The sequence below is a fragment of the Halarchaeum sp. CBA1220 genome (assembly GCF_003721175.2).
Classification (GTDB): Archaea; Halobacteriota; Halobacteria; order Halobacteriales; family Halobacteriaceae; genus Halarchaeum; species Halarchaeum grantii.
Genome location: NZ_CP054707.1, coordinates 615,955 through 636,740, shown reverse-complemented (window position 1 = coordinate 636,740; position 20,786 = coordinate 615,955). Strand labels below are relative to the sequence as shown.

At 70.8% G+C, this 20,786-nt stretch carries 19 protein-coding genes; 12 read left to right on the top strand and 7 right to left on the bottom strand.

Translation table 11 applies throughout. The features are described from left to right. Positions 1–38: 38 nt before the first annotated feature. The gene (locus EFA46_RS03460; RefSeq protein ID WP_123074728.1) at positions 39–1,007 is read left to right on the top strand and encodes a methyltransferase domain-containing protein; all 969 of its coding nucleotides are present in this window, start codon (positions 39–41) and stop codon (positions 1,005–1,007) included. Between the two features lie 113 nt (positions 1,008–1,120). After that, positions 1,121–1,717, top strand: a complete 597-nt coding sequence (locus EFA46_RS03455; RefSeq protein WP_123074730.1) for a hypothetical protein — start codon at positions 1,121–1,123, stop codon at positions 1,715–1,717. On the opposite strand, the gene EFA46_RS03450 is transcribed toward EFA46_RS03455, so the two are convergent. The 4 genes from EFA46_RS03450 to EFA46_RS16105 all read right to left on the bottom strand — a co-directional run bounded on the left by EFA46_RS03450 (position 1,714) and on the right by EFA46_RS16105 (position 4,947). Continuing rightward, positions 1,714–2,094, bottom strand: a complete 381-nt coding sequence (locus EFA46_RS03450) for a hypothetical protein (RefSeq protein ID WP_123074732.1) — start codon at positions 2,092–2,094, stop codon at positions 1,714–1,716. The two genes, EFA46_RS03455 and EFA46_RS03450, sit on opposite strands and share 4 nt — an antisense overlap. A gap of 31 nt (positions 2,095–2,125) precedes the next feature. Continuing rightward, the gene (locus tag EFA46_RS03445) at positions 2,126–2,560 is read right to left on the bottom strand and encodes an NUDIX domain-containing protein (protein ID WP_123074734.1); all 435 of its coding nucleotides are present in this window, start codon (positions 2,558–2,560) and stop codon (positions 2,126–2,128) included. 64 nt (positions 2,561–2,624) lie between these two features. Continuing rightward, positions 2,625–3,635 carry an AAA family ATPase gene (locus EFA46_RS03440; RefSeq protein ID WP_123074736.1) on the bottom strand — a complete coding sequence of 337 codons (1,011 nt, stop codon included), beginning with the start codon at positions 3,633–3,635 and terminating at the stop codon, positions 2,625–2,627. Positions 3,636–3,708: 73 nt separating this feature from the next. Beyond that, a complete protein-coding gene (locus EFA46_RS16105) occupies positions 3,709–4,947 on the bottom strand; it encodes a DUF4382 domain-containing protein (protein WP_218182526.1) in 1,239 nt (412 codons plus the stop codon). A 113-nt stretch (positions 4,948–5,060) separates the two neighbouring features. Here EFA46_RS16105 and rnz point away from each other — a divergent pair, with 113 nt between their 5' ends. The 9 genes from rnz (at position 5,061) to EFA46_RS03390 (ending at position 16,279) form a co-directional block, all read left to right on the top strand. Beyond that, positions 5,061–5,984, top strand: coding sequence for a ribonuclease Z (rnz, locus tag EFA46_RS03430; protein ID WP_123074738.1), 924 nt, complete (start codon positions 5,061–5,063; stop codon positions 5,982–5,984). A 73-nt stretch (positions 5,985–6,057) separates the two neighbouring features. Continuing rightward, a complete protein-coding gene (locus EFA46_RS03425) occupies positions 6,058–7,467 on the top strand; it encodes an MmgE/PrpD family protein (protein ID WP_123074740.1) in 1,410 nt (469 codons plus the stop codon). A gap of 45 nt (positions 7,468–7,512) precedes the next feature. Continuing rightward, the gene (locus tag EFA46_RS03420) at positions 7,513–9,480 is read left to right on the top strand and encodes a DUF460 domain-containing protein (RefSeq protein WP_123074742.1); all 1,968 of its coding nucleotides are present in this window, start codon (positions 7,513–7,515) and stop codon (positions 9,478–9,480) included. A gap of 225 nt (positions 9,481–9,705) precedes the next feature. Continuing rightward, a complete protein-coding gene (locus tag EFA46_RS03415) occupies positions 9,706–10,701 on the top strand; it encodes a tyrosine--tRNA ligase (protein ID WP_123074746.1) in 996 nt (331 codons plus the stop codon). Positions 10,702–10,779: 78 nt separating this feature from the next. Then, a complete protein-coding gene (gene eif1A / locus EFA46_RS03410) occupies positions 10,780–11,055 on the top strand; it encodes a translation initiation factor eIF-1A (RefSeq protein WP_123074748.1) in 276 nt (91 codons plus the stop codon). Position 11,056: 1 nt separating this feature from the next. Further along, complete coding sequence (rio1, locus tag EFA46_RS03405; protein WP_123074750.1) at positions 11,057–11,923, top strand: serine/threonine-protein kinase Rio1; 867 nt, start codon at positions 11,057–11,059, stop codon at positions 11,921–11,923. A gap of 441 nt (positions 11,924–12,364) precedes the next feature. Beyond that, positions 12,365–12,919 carry a pre-rRNA-processing protein PNO1 gene (locus EFA46_RS03400; protein WP_123074752.1) on the top strand — a complete coding sequence of 185 codons (555 nt, stop codon included), beginning with the start codon at positions 12,365–12,367 and terminating at the stop codon, positions 12,917–12,919. Between the two features lie 168 nt (positions 12,920–13,087). Continuing rightward, positions 13,088–14,782 (top strand): thermosome subunit alpha, encoded by a 1,695-nt coding sequence (thsA, locus tag EFA46_RS03395; protein WP_176969830.1) that lies wholly within the window; start codon positions 13,088–13,090, stop codon positions 14,780–14,782. Between the two features lie 300 nt (positions 14,783–15,082). Beyond that, a complete protein-coding gene (locus EFA46_RS03390) occupies positions 15,083–16,279 on the top strand; it encodes a DUF6498-containing protein (RefSeq protein WP_123074754.1) in 1,197 nt (398 codons plus the stop codon). Position 16,280: 1 nt separating this feature from the next. Here the strand turns inward: EFA46_RS03390 and EFA46_RS03385 are convergent, their stop codons facing one another. Beyond that, positions 16,281–16,481 (bottom strand): hypothetical protein, encoded by a 201-nt coding sequence (locus EFA46_RS03385; RefSeq protein WP_158604247.1) that lies wholly within the window; start codon positions 16,479–16,481, stop codon positions 16,281–16,283. Positions 16,482–16,567: 86 nt separating this feature from the next. Here EFA46_RS03385 and EFA46_RS03380 point away from each other — a divergent pair, with 86 nt between their 5' ends. Further along, positions 16,568–17,554 carry an ornithine cyclodeaminase family protein gene (locus EFA46_RS03380; protein WP_123074756.1) on the top strand — a complete coding sequence of 329 codons (987 nt, stop codon included), beginning with the start codon at positions 16,568–16,570 and terminating at the stop codon, positions 17,552–17,554. Here EFA46_RS03380 and EFA46_RS03375 read toward each other — a convergent pair. Together EFA46_RS03375 and leuS are read right to left on the bottom strand one after the other, a co-directional pair. Continuing rightward, a complete protein-coding gene (locus tag EFA46_RS03375; RefSeq protein ID WP_123074758.1) occupies positions 17,551–17,790 on the bottom strand; it encodes a hypothetical protein in 240 nt (79 codons plus the stop codon). The genes EFA46_RS03380 and EFA46_RS03375 overlap by 4 nt on opposite strands. A 48-nt stretch (positions 17,791–17,838) precedes the next feature. Next, complete coding sequence (gene leuS / locus EFA46_RS03370; RefSeq protein ID WP_123074760.1) at positions 17,839–20,730, bottom strand: leucine--tRNA ligase; 2,892 nt, start codon at positions 20,728–20,730, stop codon at positions 17,839–17,841. Between the last annotated feature and the right edge of the window lie 56 nt (positions 20,731–20,786).

Here is a 20,786-nt window from a genome sequence, read left to right as displayed (position 1 = left end):
ACCGACAGACAGAGGGTACTGGCGGGCCGACTGCGGGCGTGTACTGCCTCGAACTCGCCGGCGAGGACGACGCCTTCGCCGCCGCGGAAGCGCGCGCCGCGGCCGCCGACGGCGTCGAACGCGTCGCGCCCGGCGTCGCGCTCGCCGCCGACGTCGCGCCCGAGCGCGTGTCCGTCCTCGCGTACACCCGCCGCGCCGACGCCCTCCTCGCGCGCGCCGGCGCGAGCGTCGCGGCGGCCGCCGACGCCCTCGCCGACTGCGCCCTCGAGCGCTCGGGGAGCGTCGCCGTCCGCGCCCGCGACGTCCGCAACACGACCGGCGTCGACACCCAGCGCGCCGAGCGCGAGCTCGGGAGCGTCCTCGTCGAACGCGGCTTCTCCGTGGACTTGGACGACCCCGACCACGAGCTGCGCGCGCTCTTCAGCGGCCAGGAGTGTTTCCTCGGCTGGCACGCCGCCGCCTCCGTCCGCGACTACGGCACCCGCAAGCCCACGGACCGGCCGTTCTTCCAGCCGGGGAGCATGGACCCCCTGCTCGCGCGCGCCCTCTGCAACCTCGCCGGGGCGCGTGCGGGGGACACGCTCCTCGACCCGATGTGTGGCACCGGCGGCGTCCTCATCGAGGCCGGCCTCGTCGGCGCGCGCGCGCTCGGCAACGACGCCCAGGAGAAGATGGTGCGTGGCGCGTCCGAGAATCTCGACGCGTTCCTCGACGACTACGACGTCGTGCGCGGCGACGCCACCCGCCTCGGGCTGCGCGACGACGCCGTGGACTGCGTCGTCTTCGACGCGCCCTACGGTCGGCAGTCGAAGGTCGAGACGCACGCCCTCGCGGACCTCGTCGCGGGCGCGCTCGCCGAGGCCCGCCGCGTCGCGACGGGTCGCTGCGTCCTCGTCGCCGACCGCGACTGGCGCGACGCCGCACGCGATGCCGACTGGCGGGTCGGCGAGCGATTCGTTCGGCGCGTCCACCGCTCGCTCGACCGCCACGTCCTCGTGCTCGAGTAGGGTCGGAGTCCGTCGTTCGCGGCGGTCGAACCGTTCGGTTCCGTCATTTAACTCTCGTCTCACGGGGCTCCCGAACGGCAACCGCATTGAACGAGGCGTCCGTACGGCTCCCCATGCCCGTCGACCCGCTCCCGCCTCGGCTGGCCCGCGCCGCGAACGCCGGCGTGCTCGCGCTCGTCGCCGGCACCCTCCTCGGCCTGTTCGCCTTCCTCACGAACCCGGTTCCGGACCCGTCCTTCCCGTGGGCGACGCTTCCGGCGTCGCTCCGTCTGCCGGTCACGCAACCCCGCATCGAGCACTGGCCGGTGACGTACACGCTCGCCGTCTGGTTGTGGGTGTTCGGCCTGCCGTTCGCCCTCCTCGCCGCGTATCGGCGGCTCGCACCCCGGACGGCCGTCGACTCGCGCGCGTGGCTCGTCGGCCTGCCCGCCGCCCTGATGCTCGCGCTCACCACGTACTGTCGATTCCTCTGGCCGAAACTCCACCCGCCGACGTGGAACGCGCCCGCGTACACGTTCGTCTGCTGGGCCTACTGTTCGACGTACGTCCCCGCGTGGAGCGACCTCGCGTACCTCGTCGCCGGTCTCGGCGCCGCCGCGTTCCTCCTTCGACGCCGCGACGCCTCGCACGCGCGCCTCGCCACCGGCGCGTTCGGCGTCCTCGCGCTCCCGCTCGGCCTTCCCGCGCTCTACGCCGCGCTCCGCGACTAGTCGATGGTGAGCGCGTCCCAGAGCCGGTCGTAGTACGCGACGGCGACCGCGAGGAGCATCCCCGCGACGTAGTAGCCGAACGCCGCGCCCGTCTCCGCCGGCGGCGTCGCCAACTCGCCGCCGCGCCACCCCGCCGTCGTCAGGACGCCCGTCGCGAGCGTCCACCGGAAGAACACCGCGTAGGGGACCGGGAGCGCGTCCGCCTCGACCGCCGCCGCCGCGAGCGCGCCCGGGCCGAGGAGCGCGCCGACCGCGAGCCACCACGGCGCCCACGCCACCCCCGCGATGAGGACCGCGAGCGGGAGCGCGGCGATACAGCCGAGGAGCGCGCCGCCGAGCAGTCGTCCGGGCCGACCGAAGCGCTCGCCGAGAACCATACTCGGGGAGAGCGCCCTCCGCGAGGAAAAGCTACCGTTCGCGCGCGATGCCGGCGTCCGCCGCGTCCGCGAAGAGCGACTCCGGGAGGCCGTCCGCGAGCGGCAACTCGCGGGCGTCGGCCGGCGTCGCCCAGACGTGCCCGACGAGCGGCTCGTCGTCCACGTTTCCCGTCACGTCCACCTCCTCGGCGCCCGCCTCGCAGGCGAGCACGACCGAGGAGACGTGGTGCGCGCCGCCGCCGTACTCGACGGTGAACGTGTAGGCGTCCACGACCGCGCCCGCGTCCACGTCGAGGCCGGTCTCCTCGCGGACCTCGCGCTCGACGGTCTCCGCGTGCGTCTCGCCGAAGTCCACGCCGCCGCCCGGGAGGACGTATCTGGTGCCGGCGTCGAAGTCGGCTTCGAGGAGGAGGTAGCGCCCGTCGCGAGTGAGGAGGCCGCGAGCGGCCGCCCGAACGTCGCTCACGCGTTGCCCCCCGCCGCGCTCGCCGGCGCGCGACGCGCGGCGCTCGCCACGTTGACGGCCGCCGTCACGCGTCCCGCCCCAGTTCCGCGAGCAGTCGCGAGAGGTGGACGCGGTCGTTCGTCCCCGCGCTCAACTCGAACTCGACGTCGCCCGCGAGCGCGTGGAGCTCCGCGAGCTCGTCGCCGCTGTACTTCGAGCGCCCCACCCGCAGGAGCTCGCGCAGGAGCTCGGCGCCGTCGTAGCCCTCGTCGACGAGGAGGTCGTCGAGCGTCGAGCGCGCGTCCGAGAAGTCGCCGGCGGCGGCGTCGTCCAGCATCCCCCGGAGCTCGTCGTCGAGGCCGACGTCCTGCAGGGCCTCGTAGGCGGCGTCCATCGTCACCGCGCCCGCCTCCTCGTGCGTCGTCTGCGCCGCCAAGACGGCCTTCCGGAGGTTCCCGTCCGCGTAGCCGGCGAGGAACTCGAGGCCGTCCGCGTCGTAGGTGAGGCCCTCCGCGTCGAGGATGTCCTCGAGCACCGCGACCGTCTCCTCGCTCGACGGCGCGCGCATCGAGACGGGGAAGCAGCGCGAGCGGATCGGCGGGATGAGCTTCGTGGGCTGGCGCGTCGCGATGACGAACTGCGTCGCCTCGTGGTACTGCTCCATCACCCGGCGGAGCGCCTGCTGGAAGTCCTCGCGGATCGCCTCCGCGTTGTCGAGCAGGATGGTGTTGTACTCGCCCGACACCGGCGCGTAGCTCGCGGACTCCTTCAGCACGTGGTTGATGAGGTCGGCCTTCGAGGAGTTGCGCCGGCGCTTCGCGGAGATGAACCGGGCGAAGCGCGGGTCCTCGCTCACCTCCTTCTTCGTCATCCCGAAGAAGTCCGCGACGTTCAGCTCCACGAGGTCGTTCTCCGGGTCCGCGTGCGCCTCCTCGGCGAGCGCGCGGATCGCCGCCGTCTTCCCCGCGCCGGCCGGCCCGTGGACGACGAGGTTCTGCGGTTCGTCCAGCGCGTTCCGCAGGCGGTCCCGCACGTCCGACTGCGGGAGGTCCGCGATGGCGGGCGCGTGCGTGTCGGTCCAGAGCGGCGCGTCCATTACGCCGCCTCTAGCGCGCGCCCGGCAAAGAAAGGGTCGGATTACGCGGCGCACGCGGTGGCCGTCGCGGGCCTCAGGCCGACGCGTTCCCCGCCGTCGTGGTGGTCGTAGTCGTCGTGGTCGTGGTCGCCGTGGTGTTCTCTGCCGTCGTGGTCGTCGTGTCCTCTGCCGTCGTCGTGGTCGTCGGTTCCTCCGCGTCCGCCTCGTCGTGCCCGCCCACGCGCTCGATGGGCTGGTCGGGCCCGGACTCGCCGGCGTTCGGCTTCACGATGTAGCGGCCGTTCCCGGTCTCGTGGACGGCGAGGTCGAAGACGAAGTCGACCGTCTCACCGCTCCCGACCGTGAACGTCGTGGAGAGGTGGAGCTTCCCGGATGGGAGCTTCACCGGCGGATGCGAGCCGTCATCGAGCGTGCCGTTCACGTCCGAGACGTAGACGAAGACGTTGTCGTACGTCCCGTTCGGCACGGTCTGCTCGACCACCGGCGTCGCGTTCGCCCCCTGGAGTTCGGTGAGGTCGACCGTCTCGTTCACCGTGACGGTCCGCCACGCGCTCGTGTTCGTCGAGCCGTTCGCGCCGCCCGCGCGGTGGAGGCCGACCTCCGTCACGGTCGCGTTCAGGTGGCGGAAGTCGTCGATTGCGGCGGGCCGGTCGCTCACGTACGTCACGACCGATCCCTGCCCGCTCCGGTTCTCGGGCGTGTTCGAGTCGCTCTGCCCGCCCTTCGAGCCCCCGCGAGTCGCGCGGGCGTCAGTCTCCCGAACCGGCTTGTCGACGCCGGATTCGCCGACGTTCGGCCGGAGGATGTACTTCCCGTTCCCGGTCTCGTGGACCATCACGTCGAAGACGAAGTGGGCCTCCTCGCCCGCGCCGACGGTGAAGTTCTTCTGCACGTGGAGCCTGTTCGACGGGAGCTTCACGGCGGGATGCGAGCCGTCCTCAAGCGTGCCGTTCACGCCCGCGACGGAGACGAAGACGTTGTCGTACGTCCCGTTCGGGAGGTCGAGCGCGCCGAGGACGGTGGCGTTCTCGCCCCGGAGCTCGGTGAGGTCGTAGGTGCCCGAGACGTTCTGCCGTATCCACTCGCCGCTCTCGGTCCCGTTCTCGGAGCCGTTCACCGCGTGGACGCCGACCGAGGTGACGGTGACGTTGAGGTGCTCGAACTGCTCGATGGCTCCCGGTTGGTCGCTGAGGTAGACGGTCATCGTGCCGGTCTCGCCGTTCGCGCCGTCGCCACCGCCCGGGCCGGTCGAACAGCCGGCGAGGGCGACGAGCGCGACGAGCGCTATCGCGAGTAGGCGCTGTCGTTGCATCGGTGCCCGAACCGTGGGCCCGGACTCCGGTAAAGCCCGTCGGCCGTTCAGTCCGTGGAAAACCGTTCAAACCGTTCCGAAGGCGGTTTACGCCGCCCGACCCACTCCTCGGTATGACGCTCTCCGTCACCTTCCTCGGGACCAGCGGCGCCGTCCCCACGGTCGAGCGCAACCCGAGTTCGATCTACGTCCGCCGGGAGGGCGACGCCTTCCTCTTCGACGCCGGCGAGGGCACGCAGCGCCAGATGATGCGCTACGGCACCGGCTTCGACGTCGAGGCCGTCTTCCTCACGCACGTCCACGGCGACCACGTCCTCGGCCTCCCCGGCCTCGTCCAGACGTGGGGGTTCCACGACCGCGAGGCCCCCCTCGACGTCTACACGCCCCAGGGGACGGGCGACGCGGTCCGCGACCTCATCACCGCCGTCGGCGCCACCCCCTCGTTCCGACTCGACGTCCACGAAGTCTCGCCCGGCGAGACCGTCCTCGACCGCGAGGCGTACGGCATCGAGGCCTTCCACACCGAGCACCGCACGAACTCCGTCGGCTACGCGCTCGTCGAGGACGACCGGAAGGGTCGCTTCGACCGCGAGCACGCCGAGGAACTCGGCGTCCCCGTCGGCCCGAAGTTCTCCGAACTCCACGCGGGCAACCCGGTCGAACTCGAGGACGGCACCGTCGTCGAACCCGAGCAGGTCGTCGGTGACGACCGCCCCGGTCGCAAGCTCGTCTACACGGGCGACACGCGCCCCGCCGACGCCACCGTCGCCGCCGCCGAGGACGCCGACCTCCTGATTCACGACGCGACCTTCACCGACGACGACGCCGAGCGCGCGACGCAGACCGCACACTCCACCGCCGGCGAGGCCGGCCGCATCGCCCGGGAAGCCGGCGCGACGCGACTCGCGCTCACGCACGTCTCCTCGCGCTACGGCGGCCAGCTCGGCCCGCTGAAGGCGGACGCGCAGGCCGAGTACACCGGCCACGTCACCGTCGCGCACGACGGCCTCGACGTCGACGTGCCGTACCCCGAGTGAGGCCGCCTCGCGCCCTGCGGCGCGCCGAGCGGGTTCCGTGCCGTTCTTCCCCCGGTATCCCCAACCCGGGCGTATGACCACCGCCGCCGACCTCGGCGCGTTCGTCGCCGACCGCTCCCCCGAGGACCTCCCGCCGGCCGTCGTGGACGCGACGAAACGCCGCCTCCTCGACGCCGCCGGCGCTGCGTTCGCCGCCGACGCTCTCCCCGGTATTTCGGCCGCGACGGACGCCGCCGGCGGCGACGCCTGCACGCGATGGGCGAGCGACGGCGCGCGCGCCGGCCCCGCGAGCGCCGCCGCCGAGAACGCCGCGCGCCTCCGCGCGAGCGGGGCCGCCGACGTCTTCCTCGCGCCGGATGGGCCGAGCCACCCGAGCGACGCGATTCCCGCCTGCGTCGCCGCCGCCGAGTACGCCGACGCGGACGGCGCGACGCTCCTCGCCGCCGTCGCCGCCGCCTACGAGCTCCACGGCGAACTCGCGTGGCACGCGCCCGCCCGCGAGCATGGCTTCGGGCCCGCGACCCACGGCGCCCTCTCCGCCACCGCCGGCGCCGCCGTCGCGCTCGGCCTCGACAGCGAGGAAGCGACGAACGCCATCGCGCTCGCCGCCGACCACACGTCGCTCGACGCCGACGCCACTCACCGGCCGGTCGCGTCCGCGAACGCCGCGAGCGCCGGCGTCACCGCCGCACTCCGCGCCGCGAACGGCACGCCGGGACCGCGCCGCGTCTTCGGGGAACACCCCGTGCTGTCCGCGCTCGCGGCCGACCCCGACGACGACCCCGTCGAGAGCGCGGAAGGGGCCGCCTGCGAGTTCGCGGACGAGGAAGAGGTCGCCTGCGAGTTCGAGGGCGACGGCGAGCACGACCACGACCACGATGACGGCTTCGCGCTCGACTCCGCGTGCGAGCGCGTCCACGACGCGCTGACGCCGCGATACGCCGGCCCGCTCGCCGCCCAACCGGCTATCGCGGCCGCCGCCGACCTCGCCGAGCGCGCCGCCCTCGACCCCGCCGACGTCGAGCGCGTCACCGTCCAGACGTTCGACGCGCCCGCGCTCGACGCGCCCACCTCGGCGGTCCCCGAGACGCCCACGGACGCCGCGCGCTCGCTCCCGTACGCCGTCGCGTGCGCGCTCACCGACCGGGCGTTCGGCCCCGCCCACCTCACCGGCGAGTCCGTCGCCGACCCCGAGCTCCGCGACCTCGCGGACGCCGTCACCGTCACCGAGGACCCGGGGCTCACCGCGCAGTTCGACGCCGGCCTCATGCCCGCCGTCATCGCCGTCGAATCCGCCGACGGCGGCGTCCAGCACTCGACCGTCGGCGCCTACCCCGGCCACCCCACCCAGCCGATGGACTGGGAGGCGCTCACCGCGAAGGTCGGCGCGCTCACCGACGCCGAGCGCGCCGCCGCGCTCCGCGAGGCCTGCGAGGACGCAGAGGACGGCGCCGTCGCCGACCTCGTGGCGGCGCTCGCCTGAGCCGGAGCCGAACTTATACTCCCTCGCCACCTAGTCGGTGGCGTCGTGAGCACCCGCACGCGCGCACTCGACACGCTCGTCTACGGTGTGGACGTCCAGAGTGGCGACGTCCGCGGTGATCGGCCCTCCTACGCCCTCGTCACCTTCGACGGCGAGTCGATAGAGCGCGACGTCGTGACCCACCGGAAGCTCCGCCGTCTCATCGAGTCGGAGGAGCCGGACATCGTCGCGACGGACAACATGTACGAACTCGCCGCCGACAAGGACGCCCTCGTTCGCTTCCTCGGCAGCCTCCCGGACGCGACGCGACTCGTCCAGGTCACCGGCGACGAGCGCCCCGAACCGCTCTCCCGCGTCGCGAAACGCCACGGCGTTCCATACGGCAAACCCGCCATCGAGGAGGCGGAGGCCGCCGCGCGCCTCGCCGCGCGCAACGTCGGCTACGAGGTTTCTGCATTTACGGACGAGACCACCGTGAAGGTCTCGCGCGGGCGCTCCACCGGGAAGGGCGGCTGGAGCCAGGACCGGTACACGCGCCGCATCCACGGGAACGTCAAGCGCGAGACGCGCGACGTCGAATCGAAACTCGACGACGCCGGCCTCGACTACGAGCGCGACGTCACCGAGAAGTACGGCGGGTTCTCGAACGCCGTCTTCACCGTCGAAGCCCGGCCGCAGGACATCCCCGTCTCGAACAAGCGCGCCGGGGACGTCCGCGTCACCGTCGAGCGCGTCCGGCGCGACGGCATCGAGTTCGAGCCGCTCGCGAAGCGCCGCGACCGCGTCCTCGTCGGCGTCGACCCCGGGACGACGACCGCCGTCGCGCTCGTCGATTTAGATGGGCATCTCCTCGACGTCCTCTCCACGCGAACGGCCGACACGGCGGACGTCATCGAGTGGATCGTCGAGCGCGGCCGGCCCGTCCTCGTCGCCGCCGACGTCACGCCGATGCCCGCGACCGTCGACCAGATACGCCGCAGTTTCGACGCCGCCGGCTGGCACCCTGAGAACGACCTCCCGGTCGACGAGAAACAGCACCGCACCCGCGAGGAGGGCTACGACAACGACCACGAGCGCGACGCGATGGCCGCCGCGCTCTACGCGCACGACGCGCACGCCGACCAGATACGGCGCATCACCCGCAAAGTCCCGCCGCGAGTCGACCGGGGCGAGGTCGTCAAGCGCGTGCTCTCGGACGACGAACCCGTCGAGGCCGTCGTCGACGACCTCACGCCCGACGAAGGCGGGGAGGACGACGACGACACCGAGCACGAGGCGCGCGAACTCAGCGAGGAAGAACGCACCATCAAGCGGTTGCGGGAGCGCGTCGCCCGCCTCGACGAGCACGTCACCGACCTCGAGGACGAACTCGACGCGAAGGACGCGCGCATCGCCGACCTCGAGGGCGAACTCGAGGACGCCCGCCGCGAGGAGCGCAAGGAGGCCCGCGAGCGCCGCGAGGTCACGCGCCTCGAATGGGAGAACGACCGCCTCGAGGACGAACTCGAGGAGGAACGCGAGCGCGCCGACGCCCTCGCGAAGAAGCTCGAACGCCTCAAGGAGCTCTGGAAGCTCGACCACTCGAACTTCGCGGACGTCAACGGCGCCGGCTCGCTCACCGCCGTCAAGCCCGTCGCGCAGTTCACCCTCGACGCCATCGAGACCGCCGACGAGGAGTACGGCCTCGCGCGTGGCGACGTCGTCTACTTCCGCGACGCCTCCGGGGCGGGCCGGCGAACCGCCGAAGCGCTCGCCGAACGCGACCCCCGCGTCGTCCTCCTCGAGGGGGAGACGAGCGACGTCGCCGAGGACGTGCTCTACGACGCCGACGTCCCCTTCGGCTCCGCCGAGGGCGTCGAGATACGCGAGATCGACGAGCTCGCCATCGCACGCGACGCCGACGTCGCCGCCGTCGAGGACGACTACGACGAGCGCGCCGAACGGCGCGAACAGGAGGAAACCGAGAGCATGGTCGACTCCATCATCAGCGAACACCGCGCTGATCGGGAGTGAACGCGATTCCGGCGGAATCGCGGAGACGCGAGTAGCGTCGGACCGTCGGTCCGACTGACTCGCCCTCGCCGCGTGGCGGCTCGCGCGAGCGGATGCGACCCGCGAGCGACGCGACCCGAACGAAGCGAAGACCCGCGAGCGCGCCGCCGACCGACGACGGCGCGGCCGCGTTCGCGAGCGCTCGACACCGCAACCGCTAACCTCCTCCTCCCGTTTCCCCACCGTATGGACGCCTACGAGCGTATCACTCGGAACGCGGCGGAAGTCGTGACCGAGGAGGAGGTGGAGGCGCTGGCCGAAGAGCCCGACGGGAAGCGGGCGTACGTCGGCTACGAGCCCTCCGGTGTGCTCCACATCGGCCACCTCCTCACGGCGAACAAACTCATCGACCTCCAAGACGCGGGCTTCGACGTCACCATCCTCCTCGCGGACGTCCACGCCTACCTGAACGACAAGGGCTCCTTCGAGGAGATCCGGGAGACCGCAGAGCGCATGCAGGAGCAGTTCCTCGCCTACGGTCTCGACGAGGACGCCACGGAGTTCCGCTACGGCTCCGAGTTCCAGAACGACGAGGACTACGTCCTCGACCTCCACGGCCTCGAACGCGAGACCTCGATTTCGCGCGCCGAGCGCGCGATGAGCGAGATCAAGAGCGGCGAGACCGCGAAAGTCTCGCAGGCCGTCTACCCGCTGATGCAGGCGCTCGACATCGAGTACCTCGACGTCGACCTCGCCATCGGCGGGATGGAGCAGCGCAAGGTCCACATGCTCGCCCGCGACGTCCTCCCGAAGGCGGAGTACGAGGCGCCGACCTGCCTGCACACGCCGCTCATCGCCGACCTCGAGACGGGCGTCGGGAAGATGAGCTCCTCGGAGGGCATCAACATCAGCATGGAGGACTCCGCCGAGGAGATCGAGGAGAAGGTCAACGGCGCGTTCTGCCCACCGAGCGCCGACCCCGACCCGGACGAGGACGGCGTCGAGCGCGAGAACCCCGTCCTCCAGGTCTTCGAGTACCACGTCTTCCCGCGCGTCGACACCGTCGTCGTCGAGCGCCCCGACGAGTACGGCGGCGACCTCACCTACGACTCCTACGCGGCCCTCGAGGCCGACCTCGACTCGGGCGAGCTCCACCCGGCGGACGCGAAGTCCGCGCTCGCCGACTACCTCGACGACCTCATCGCGCCGGGTCGCGAGCGCCTGCGCGAACTCCGCGCCTAGTCGCGTCGCGCGGCCCGTCATCCCGCATCCCGGCGGCGTTGGGTTGGATTTAACCGTCTGCCGGCGCTACACGTCGGTATGAGCGAGGAACGACGGGACCTCCGGATGCCCGAGGACGAGGAGGTGTTCGCCGAGGTGACGGAGATGCTCGGCGCGAACCGCATCAGGGTGCGCTGCGAGGACGGGACGGAGCGCACCGCACGCATCCCCGGGCGGATGCAGAAACGCGTCTGGATCCGCGAAGGCGACATCGTCCTCGTCGAGCCGTGGGACTGGCAGGACGAGAAGGCGGACGTCGAGTGGCGCTACGAGAAGTCCGAGGCCGACCAGCTCCGCGAGGAGGGGCACGTCTAGCGTGGCCGGCGAGTTCATCGAGGAGACGGAGGGACCGGCGGGCGACGAGTGGGAGGACCTCGACGTCTCCGACGACGAAGTCGACCGCATCACGCGCCGCCAGGACCGCGAGTTCGAGTCGTTCCTGAAGCGCCTGAAGGACGCCGACCAGTTCAAGGTCCAGGACGGCGCGTTCGACGACGCGACGTTCGCCGCGCTCTACAAGCTCGTTCAGGACGGCTATCTCGCGGCGTTCGGCGGCCCCATCTCGACGGGGAAGGAGGCGAACGTCTACGAGGCGAGCGCGCCCGAGGGCGACGACGTCGCGGTGAAGGTCTACCGCATCAACGCCTCGAACTTCCAGCACATGCGCGACTACCTCGAGGGCGACCCGCGCTTCGAGGGCATTCGCGGCGACAAGAAGGCTGTCGTGATGGCGTGGACGCGCAAGGAGTTCGCGAACCTCGCTCGCGCGCACGCGGCGGGCGTCCGCGTCCCCGAACCCGTCGCCGTCCAGCGAAACGTCCTCGTGATGGAGCTCATCGGCGAAGCCACCGACCCCGCCCCGACGCTCCACGACGTCACCCTCGAGAACCCCGAGACCGCCTACGACGTCGTCCGCGAGTACATGCGACGCCTCCACAGCGCCGGCCTCGTCCACGGCGACCTCTCCGAGTACAACATCGTCGTCCACGACGGCGACCTCACCGTCATCGACGTCGGGCAGGCCGTCACGGTCCACCACGGGAACGCCGAGGAGTTCCTCCGGCGCGACTGCGAGAACGTCGCGTCGTTCTTCTCCCGGCAGGGTATCGACGCCGACGCCGACGAGCTCTTCGAGCACGTCACCGCCGTCGACGCCGACCCGAGCGGCGACGCCGGCGACTGACGCCGCGTACCGACCTTCTCCGACGGATTCGGCGCTCACACTCCCAGTGCTGACAGTGTCGCGGCACCATCCATAAACCGTATGTAGCGATAGCGAACTGCTGTGGCGCCCCGTCTCGCCCGTCCGACAGCGCACGTCCGAGGACTCGTCGCATCACGGCCGACGTCGCACGCACCGGTCGGTGCTCGGGGGACGCCACGGGACGCCGAGGGTCAGTTCCCCCGCCCTCCGCAACCGTGGCCACGCGCGACGGCGACCAGAGGGGGCATCGACGCTGTCGAGCGGGTCGCACCGCCGGCGCTTCCGGTGGCGGGCGTCGTTCCCGGTGCGCGACGCCATCCCGTCCGGATTTGATATCGCGGAATAGGATGTATCGGCGCGTCGCGGCCGCCGTCGCCCGCGTGTAAGTCTTAAACCGCTCCGTCCCGTACTCCGTCGTATATGACTCAACACGTGAAGATTCCGCAGGACCGCATCGGCGTCCTCATCGGGGAGGGGGGTGAGACTCTGCGCCGCATCGAGCGCGAGGCGGAGGTCAGCCTCGACGTGAACTCCGACGACGGCGCGGTCGCGGTGGAGAAGACGGGCGACCCGATTCGCGGGATGAAGGCCCCGGACATCGTGCGGGCCATCGGTCGCGGGTTCAAGCCCGACGCCGCGCTCTCGCTGCTCGAGGACGACATGCGTCTCTTCGAGACGCTCGACATCGAGCGCGCGGCGCGCAACGACAACGACCTCCGGCGCAAGAAGGGCCGGCTCATCGGCGAGAACGGCCGCACGCGCGAACTGATGGAGGAACTCACCGGTGCGAACGTCGTCATCTACGGCTCGACGCTCGGCGTCATCGGCGGCCCGAAGGAGGTCGATACGGTGCGCTCGGCGGCGGAGATGATCCTCGACGGTGCGCCCCACGGTGCGGTCTACTCGTTCCTCGAGCGCAAGCACGTCGAGGAGCTCAAGCACCAGGGCATGGAGTACCACGAGTTCTCCGGCTAGCGCGGTCGGTTTCGCCCGCCCCGCTCCTTCGACCCCGGCTCCGGCCTGCGATTGTACTTAAATCATTACGTTGGTATTCTCTCACACGACACGCTCGCGTCGTGTACGGAGAACTGATGCGCCTCTCCCAAACTTTAATATAGAAGGGCAAACAATCAGCGAGTGATTATGGCGCAGCAGATGGGCAACCAGCCGCTTATCGTACTCTCCGACGACTCGCAGCGTACGTCGGGGAAGGACGCGCAGTCGATGAACATCTCCGCCGGGAAGGCCGTCGCCGAGTCCGTCCGCACGACGCTCGGCCCGAAAGGGATGGACAAGATGCTCGTCGACTCCACCGGGTCCGTCGTCGTCACGAACGACGGCGTCACCATCCTCAAGGAGATGGACATCGAGCACCCGGCGGCGAACATGATCGTCGAGGTCGCCGAGACGCAGGAGAACGAGGTCGGTGACGGCACCACCTCCGCCGTCATCGTCGCCGGCGAGCTCCTCGACGAGGCCGAGGACCTCCTCGAACAGGACATCCACGCGACCACGCTCGCGCAGGGGTACCGACAGGCCGCGGAGCAGGCCAAGGAGTTCCTCTCCGAGATCGCCATCGACATCGACGCCGACGACACCGAGTACCTCGAACAGATCGCCGCCACCGCGATGACCGGCAAGGGCGCCGAGAACGCCAAGGACGCCCTCTCCGGTCTCGTCGTGCAGGCCGCGCAGTCCGTCGCCGACGACGGCGTCGTCGACGAGGACAACATCAAAATCGAGAAGGTCACCGGCGGCTCCATCGACAACTCCGAGCTCGTCGAGGGCGTCATCGTCGACAAGACGCGCGTCAACGAGAACATGCCCTTCGGCGTCGAGGACGCCAAGATCGCGCTCATCGACGGCGCGCTCGAAGTCCAGGAGACCGAGATCGACACCGAGGTCAACGTCACCGACCCCGACCAGCTCCAGCAGTTCCTCGACCAGGAGGAGGAGCAGCTCAAGGAGATGGTCGACGCCATCGCCGCGACCGGCGCGAACGTCGTCTTCGTCGACGGCGGCATCGACGACATGGCTCAGCACTACCTCGCGCAGGAGGGCATCCTCGCCGTCCGCCGCGTGAAGGACTCCGACATGGGTCGCCTCGCGCGCTCCACCGGCGCGACGCCGGTCTCCTCCGCGAAGGAGATCGAGGCCGAGGACCTCGGTGAAGCCGGCTCCGTCGCCCAGAAGGACATCGGCGGCGACGAGCGCATCTTCGTCGAGGACGTCGCGGACGCGAAGTCCGTTACGCTCATCCTCCGCGGCGGCACCGAGCACGTCGTCGACGAGGTCGAGCGCGCCATCACGGACTCGCTCGGCGTCGTGCGCGTCACCCTCGAGGACGGTCAGGTCCTCCCCGGCGGCGGCGCGCCCGAGACCGAGCTCGCGCTCGAGCTCCGCGACTACGCCGACTCCGTCGGTGGGCGCGAGCAGCTCGCCGTCGAGGCGTTCGCCGACGCCCTCGAAGTCGGCCCGCGCACCCTCGCCGAGAACGCCGGCCTCGACCCGATCGACTCCCTCGTCGACCTCCGCGCGCGCCACGCGGACGGCGAGACGGGCGCCGGCCTCGACGCCTACACGGGCGAGGTCATCGACATGGAAGAGGAGGGCGTCGTCGAGCCCCTCCGCGTGAAGACGCAGGCCATCGAGAGCGCCACCGAGGCGGCCGTCATGATCCTCCGCATCGACGACGTCATCGCGGCGGGCGACCTCGCGGGCGGGCAGGTCGACGCCGACTCCGACGACGACGGCGGCGCGGGCGGTCCGCCCGCCGGCGGCCCCGGCGGCATGGGCGGCGGCATGGGCGGCATGGGCGGCATGGGCGGCGCGATGTGAAGTCAGGCTTCGCCTGATTTCACGTAGGCGGCGAAGCTTCGCTTCGCCCGCCGATGTAAAACGAGGTTCCGACCGAACCTCGGGCAGTCGAACGGGACGCGATCCCGTGAGACAGGCCCGCCACACAACCCGAACCACGCTTCGAACCGCACGCTCGACTCCCGACGTTCCGCTTCTTTCGGCACTCCCCGCGTAGCGACGGCTCTCGGTGCCGCCTCGCGTCCGGTGTCGCGACTCGACGCCGGTCGTCCGCCGACGGTTACCCACACGTTTTCGGGAAGCACGCCGTTCGCCCGACTGATGCCCGACGACTCCCGCCGCGGTCGCCTCGCGGTCGTGGCCTCGTCCCTCCTGTTGGCCGCGGGCGTGTTCGTCCTCGGCTGGGATGTCCGCGTCCTCCTCCTGTGCTACTGGTTGGAGGCCGCGTTCGTCGTCTCCCGGGACGCCATCCAATCGCTGTTCGCCGCGCGGCCGCCCGCCGACGCGTATCGTCCGACGGACACCAGAGCGCCGTTCCCGCTCCCCGCGCTGGCGGCCGTCCGTGGCGGCATCGAACTCCCCGGCCTCCCGCCGCTCTACCCCCGAAACGTCCCGCACGTCCTCCTGACGCTGCTCGCGTTCTGCACGCTCTGGCCGCTCGCCGGCCTCGGCGCGAGTGGCGTCGTCGGTCCGGCGCCGCCGCTCTCGCTCTCGGTCGACGCGCTCGCGGTCGCGGCGGTCGCGTTCACGATCGGGCAGGCGATCCGCCTCGTCGAGTGGGTCCGCACGCGCGAGTTCGAGACGACCGCGGCCACCGGTGGCCTCACGCGGCGCTATCTGTTGCTCCTCGTCGTCCTCGCGTTCGCGGTCCCGCCTGTCCTCGCCGCCGCCGAGGCGAGCGGCGTCCCCGACCTCGTCCTCGGGGCGTGTCTCGTCGGTGCGCGCGTGACGTACGGCCTCGCGGAGGCGCGGCGTCCCGGGTTCGTTCGCTCACTCGTCTACGCGGACGAGACGGTCGGCGACGAGGACCCGCTCGAACCCCCCGACGCCGACCCGATAGCGACCCACCCGACGGACCGGTGGGGGACGACCGTCACGGCCGCCCTCCACGGCGCCCTCGTTTCCGCCCTCGGGCCGACGGCGTTTCTCGTCCTCCTCGCCGGCCTCGTCGGGATGGCCGTCGGCAGTGCGGGTTTCTCCCGTCCCGCTCTCGGTGCCGTCGCGGGCGCGCTCTGCATCGTCGCGTCCCGGAGCCTCGTCGCCGTCCTCATCGAGGCCCGCGTCGCGGAGGCACCGCTCGTCTATCGCGTCCACGCCGACGCGCTCGTCGCGCACAACGCGCTCACGGACGCCGCGCAGTGGGTCACTCCCCGCGCGACGATCACCGACGCGACGGTCTCCCGAACTCGTCTCGTCCCCGGCGCCGACACCGTCCACGTCGAGTGTGCGGACGGCACCAGTCGGACGCTCCGCCACGTCTCGAACGCCGAGGCACTCGCCGCGCGCCTCGACTCGTGAGCTAGACCGGGTTCTCGTCGGCGAAGACGCCCTGCGTCATCCGGTAGGCGGTGAGGAGGAAGAGGACGACGGCGAGACAGACGGTGACGACGAGGAAGAAGAGGACGCTGACGTGCGGGAGCGGGAGCCACCCGCCGATGGTGCCGATGGCGAGGATGAGCGACGCCGTCGCAATCGACGTGAGGACGCTGTGCGCTCTCATGACCCGCGTTTGGACCGCGACGCACAAAGCCTGTGCGGTGGGGGCTCTCCGACTGGCCTAAGTGTGCGCCGGTAATTCTTGCAGGTATGGAGACGCTCCTGCTAGCCAAAGAGGACGTCCGCACGAACACGCCGATGCCCGACCTCGTCGCGGCGCTCCGAGAGGCGTTCGTCGCCTACGAGCGCGGCGACGCCCAGATGCCCGCGAAGTCCTACATCGACCTCCCGCAGTACAACGGGGACTTCCGCTCGATGCCCGCCTACCTCGAGACGGAGGAGTGGGACGCCGCCGGCATCAAGTGGGTGAACGTCCACCCGGACAACCCGGACTCCTTCGACCTCCCGACGGTCATGGGGACGATGATCTACTCGGACCCGACGAACGCCTACCCGCTCGCCATCATGGACGGCACCGAACTCACGATGAAGCGCACGGGCGCGGCGGCCGCCGTCGCCACGGACGCGCTCGCCGTCGCGGACGCCTCCTCGCTCGGCATCGTCGGCGCGGGCGTCCAGTCCTACACGCAACTCGAGGCCATCGCCGAAGTGCGCGACATCGAGGAGGTCGTCGTGAGCGACCTGCGCGAGGAGCGCGTCACCCGCTTCATCGAGCGCTTCGAGGACGAGTTCGACGTGCGCGCCGGCACCATCAGCGAGGCTGGCCACTGCGACGTGCTCTCGACGGTCACGCCCGTCGAGGACCCCATCGTCCACCCCGAGGACCTCGGCGAGCACACGCACGTCAACGCGATGGGCGCTGACGCCGCCGGGAAGCACGAGATCGCCGACGACGCCCTGCTCGCCGCGAAACTCGTCATCGACGACTACGCGCAGACGACGCACTCCGGGGAGATCAACGTCCCGTGGAGCGCCGGCGTCCTCGACGACGACGACATCTACGGCGAACTCGGCGAGATACTCACCGGCCAGAAGGAGGGCCGCACTGCGGACGACACCGTCACCGTCTTCGACTCGACGGGGCTCGCGATTCAGGACGTCGCCGCCGCACACGTCGTCTACACGCACGCCGACGAGCACGGCGTCGGCACCGGCTTCGACCTGCTCGGCGTCTAGTACTCCTCTTCGCTCGGGCGCCGGTACGGGTCGTAGAACGAGCGCACCATCGAGTAGAGGGCGTTCGCGACGAGGAGGAACGGTATCAGCGGGAGCACGAGCACGAGGATGACGACGGCGTAGAGCAGGCCGAAGAAGTCCATCTGGGCGCGCCCGACGAACCCGCCCTCCTCGAGGTGCGGCGAGAGCGTCCGCTTCAGCTTCTCCCGGAGTGTCCGTGGCGCTTCGGTGGTCATACGCGGCGCTTCGACGTCCGGGGGATTAAACGCCCCGGCTTCGCCTCGCTACTCGAGGCGGATGGCGGGGCGGAACGGCACCGCCGAGGCCGCCTTCTCGTCCTCGGCGTCGCCCTCGGGGACGACGTCGACGCTCGCGTCGAACTCCCGACTGAGGAAGCCAGCGGCGTCACCGTAGAGGGCCTGCTCGTCGAGTTCGGCGAGCGCCGCGAGCTCCTCGTCGTCGTACTCGCGCACGTCGGCGACGAGGTCCTGCACGAGGTCGTTCACCTTGTCGCCCTTCTCGCGAAGCGATTCCTTCTGCATCACCTTCCCCATCACCGCGCCGATGTCGGGGCCGGTCTCCGCGACCGTCTCGAAGACCCGGTACTTCCAGTCGGCGGGCGTGTAGACGGTGATGCTGTCCGGGTCGGTGCCGGTGACGTCGACGATGTCCCGGACGTCGTCCACGAGGCCGTCGATGAGGCGCTCCTCGAGCTCGACCCGCGCGCTCTCGAACTCGGGGTCGACCGTCGGCCACGCGGCGTCCTCGACGGGGACGCCCTCGAGTTTCTCGTGGAGCTCGTTCGCGAGGAACGGCACGACGGGCGCGAGCAGGCGCAGGCGCGTGCGCAGCACTTCCTGTCGCACCCACTTCGTCGCCTCCCGGTCGAGGTCCGCGCGCTTGCGGTACCAGCGCAGGTCCTCCTCGAAGCGGTAGAAGGCCTCCTGGGAGGCGCTCCGGGTCTCGAAGGCGTCCATCGCCTCGGTCGTCCGCTCGATTGTGCGCTGGAGCCGCGAGAGGAGCCAGCGGTCGATGCGCCGCAACTCGACGTCCTCCGGGACGCCTCGCGGCTCCGCCGCTCGGTTCTCCGCGTCGCGTGGCGCCGCGGTCGGCGCGTCGAGGTCGACGACGTCCGTCGCGCGGTTGTAGAAGCGCTCGAGACTCTTGCCCGTGGACTCGACCTCGTCGGCGCGCCAGTCGTAGTCCTGCCACGGCTGTGCGGAGTTCAGCAGGAAGAAGCGCACCGTGTCCGCGCCGTACTCCTCGATGGCCTCGGCGGGCAGGACGACGTGGCCCTTCGAGGAGGACATCTTCTCGCCCTCCAGCAGCCCCATCCCCATGATGGCGACGCCCTCCGGCCACTGCGCCTCCTCGAAGAGGTCGGCGTGGTGGAAGAGGAAGAACGTCAGGTGGTTGCTGATGAGGTCGTTCCCGGAGACGCGGTAGTCGACGGGGTACCAGTAGTCGTACTCCTCGCGGAGTTCGAGGGCCCGCTCGGGCGCGTCGTCGACGGCGTCCTCGCCGTAGAAGAGCGCGTCGAAGAACTCGGGAGTGAGCTCCTCGGCGGGGACGTCGCGCAGGCGGTGCGCGACCGTGTAGTAGGCCATGTAGATCGTCGAGTCCGAGAGCGGCTCGATGACGAAGTCGTCGTCCCACGGGAGCTTCGTCCCGAGGCCGTAGTTGCGGATGCACGGCCACTCCTCCAGCCAGTCGATGGTGTGGTCGAACTGGTCGCGCGAGGTCTCCGGCACGACGTCCATGTTCGACACCGCCTCGTGCGCGAGCGCCTTCCAGTCCTCGTCGTTGTACGTGAGGAACCACGTCTCCTGCTGGGCGACCTCGACGTCCCCGCCACAGCGGCAGACGACGGGCTCGGAGAAGTCGTACATCGCGTCGAAGTCCCCCGACTCGCGGTAGTGGGCGGCGAGCTCGTCCCGGACGTCCTCGACGACCGTCCCCGCGTACTCGCCGTACATGTCCTTCAGCGTCCCGCCGTGGAACTCGCGGTTGTACACCTCCTGGGTGGCCTCCTCGAGGAGCGGGTCGTCCGCGCTCGTGATGCCGTGCTCCGCGACGGCCGCGCGCGCCGGGAAGACGTCGTCGTACGCGTCCACGTCGATGATGGCCTTCGGCTCGATCTCCGCGACCTCGGCGGGGTCGATGCCGTACTCGCGCATCCGCTCGTCGTCCGCCCTCGCGGCCTGCAGCGCCATCCAGTCGTCCGGCGAGTGCGCCGGCACGGACATCACGACGCCCGTCGCGTTGTCCGGGTCCACGAAGTCAGCGGGGAGGATGAGGACGTCCTCGCCCGTCACGGGGTTCTCGACGCGCTCGCCGACGAGCGCCTCGCCGAGGAACTCGTCGACGATTTCGACGTCGCGCTGCTGGAGCGTGAGCTTCTGCGCGGCGTCGTGGCTGATGAGCCACGTCTCGCCGTCGACCTCGGCCTCGACGTACTTCCCGTCGGGCTTGATGTAGGCGTTCGTCACGCCGCGCACCGTCTCCGGGCGCAGCGTCGCCATCGGGACTTTGGTGTCGCCGAGCCCGAACTTCACGAGGGTGTACTCCTGTCGCTCGGCGTCCTCGCCCTCGAGCAGGTCGTGGGTGGTGACGGGGTTCTCCTCCTCCGTGCAGTACTTCACGGGGTGGAAGCCCTTCTCGAGGCGGTCGTGCTCGCGGAGGGTCTCGTACTGCCACGTGACGAACTTCGAGTAGCGCTCGTCGTTCGTCGTGAACTCCCGGCGCCAGTCGATGCTGAGGCCGAGGGACTTCATGTTGCGCTTGTAGTGGTTCTCGATGAAGTAGCGCGCGAAGCCCATCGGCGTCTCCAGGTCCTCGAGTTCGTCCTCGGGGACGTTGTAGGTGTCGCGGAGGACGGAGAGCTGTTCCTCCTCGCCCTTCTGGAGGCGGTTGACGGCGCCGATGATGGGCGTGCCCGTGACGTGCCACGCGATGGGGAAGAGCACGTCGTCGCCCTGGAGGCGGCGATAGCGCGCGTAGACGTCCGGCACCGTGTAGGTGCGCGCGTGCCCGATGTGCATCCCCCCACTGGGGTAGGGGTAGGGGACGGTGACGAACGTCGCGTCCTCGTCGTCGCCGGGGTCGGCTTCGTACCGGCCGCCGTCCTCCCAGCGCTCCTGCCACTTTCGTTCGAGTGCCCGTGGCTCGTAGGTCATGCCCCGTCGTTCTCCGTCGCGGGGCAAAAGGCCTCCCATCGCGGGGGAAGCCTTTC

What these genes read in the sequence shown, in the direction of transcription:
- EFA46_RS03425 (WP_123074740.1), top strand. Translation starts at nt 6,058, where the DNA reads ATGACCACCGCCGCCGACCTCGGCGCGTTCGTCGCCGACCGCTCCCCC.
- EFA46_RS03455 (WP_123074730.1), top strand. Translation starts at nt 1,121, where the DNA reads ATGCCCGTCGACCCGCTCCCGCCTCGGCTGGCCCGCGCCGCGAACGCC.
- EFA46_RS16105 (WP_218182526.1), bottom strand. Translation starts at nt 4,947, where the DNA reads ATGCAACGACAGCGCCTACTCGCGATAGCGCTCGTCGCGCTCGTCGCC.
- EFA46_RS03375 (WP_123074758.1), bottom strand. Translation starts at nt 17,790, where the DNA reads ATGACCACCGAAGCGCCACGGACACTCCGGGAGAAGCTGAAGCGGACG.
- thsA (WP_176969830.1), top strand. Translation starts at nt 13,088, where the DNA reads ATGGCGCAGCAGATGGGCAACCAGCCGCTTATCGTACTCTCCGACGAC.
- EFA46_RS03450 (WP_123074732.1), bottom strand. Translation starts at nt 2,094, where the DNA reads ATGGTTCTCGGCGAGCGCTTCGGTCGGCCCGGACGACTGCTCGGCGGC.
- EFA46_RS03380 (WP_123074756.1), top strand. Translation starts at nt 16,568, where the DNA reads ATGGAGACGCTCCTGCTAGCCAAAGAGGACGTCCGCACGAACACGCCG.
- EFA46_RS03385 (WP_158604247.1), bottom strand. Translation starts at nt 16,481, where the DNA reads ATGAGAGCGCACAGCGTCCTCACGTCGATTGCGACGGCGTCGCTCATC.
- EFA46_RS03440 (WP_123074736.1), bottom strand. Translation starts at nt 3,635, where the DNA reads ATGGACGCGCCGCTCTGGACCGACACGCACGCGCCCGCCATCGCGGAC.
- leuS (WP_123074760.1), bottom strand. Translation starts at nt 20,730, where the DNA reads ATGACCTACGAGCCACGGGCACTCGAACGAAAGTGGCAGGAGCGCTGG.
- EFA46_RS03400 (WP_123074752.1), top strand. Translation starts at nt 12,365, where the DNA reads ATGACTCAACACGTGAAGATTCCGCAGGACCGCATCGGCGTCCTCATC.
- eif1A (WP_123074748.1), top strand. Translation starts at nt 10,780, where the DNA reads ATGAGCGAGGAACGACGGGACCTCCGGATGCCCGAGGACGAGGAGGTG.
- EFA46_RS03415 (WP_123074746.1), top strand. Translation starts at nt 9,706, where the DNA reads ATGGACGCCTACGAGCGTATCACTCGGAACGCGGCGGAAGTCGTGACC.
- rnz (WP_123074738.1), top strand. Translation starts at nt 5,061, where the DNA reads ATGACGCTCTCCGTCACCTTCCTCGGGACCAGCGGCGCCGTCCCCACG.
- EFA46_RS03390 (WP_123074754.1), top strand. Translation starts at nt 15,083, where the DNA reads ATGCCCGACGACTCCCGCCGCGGTCGCCTCGCGGTCGTGGCCTCGTCC.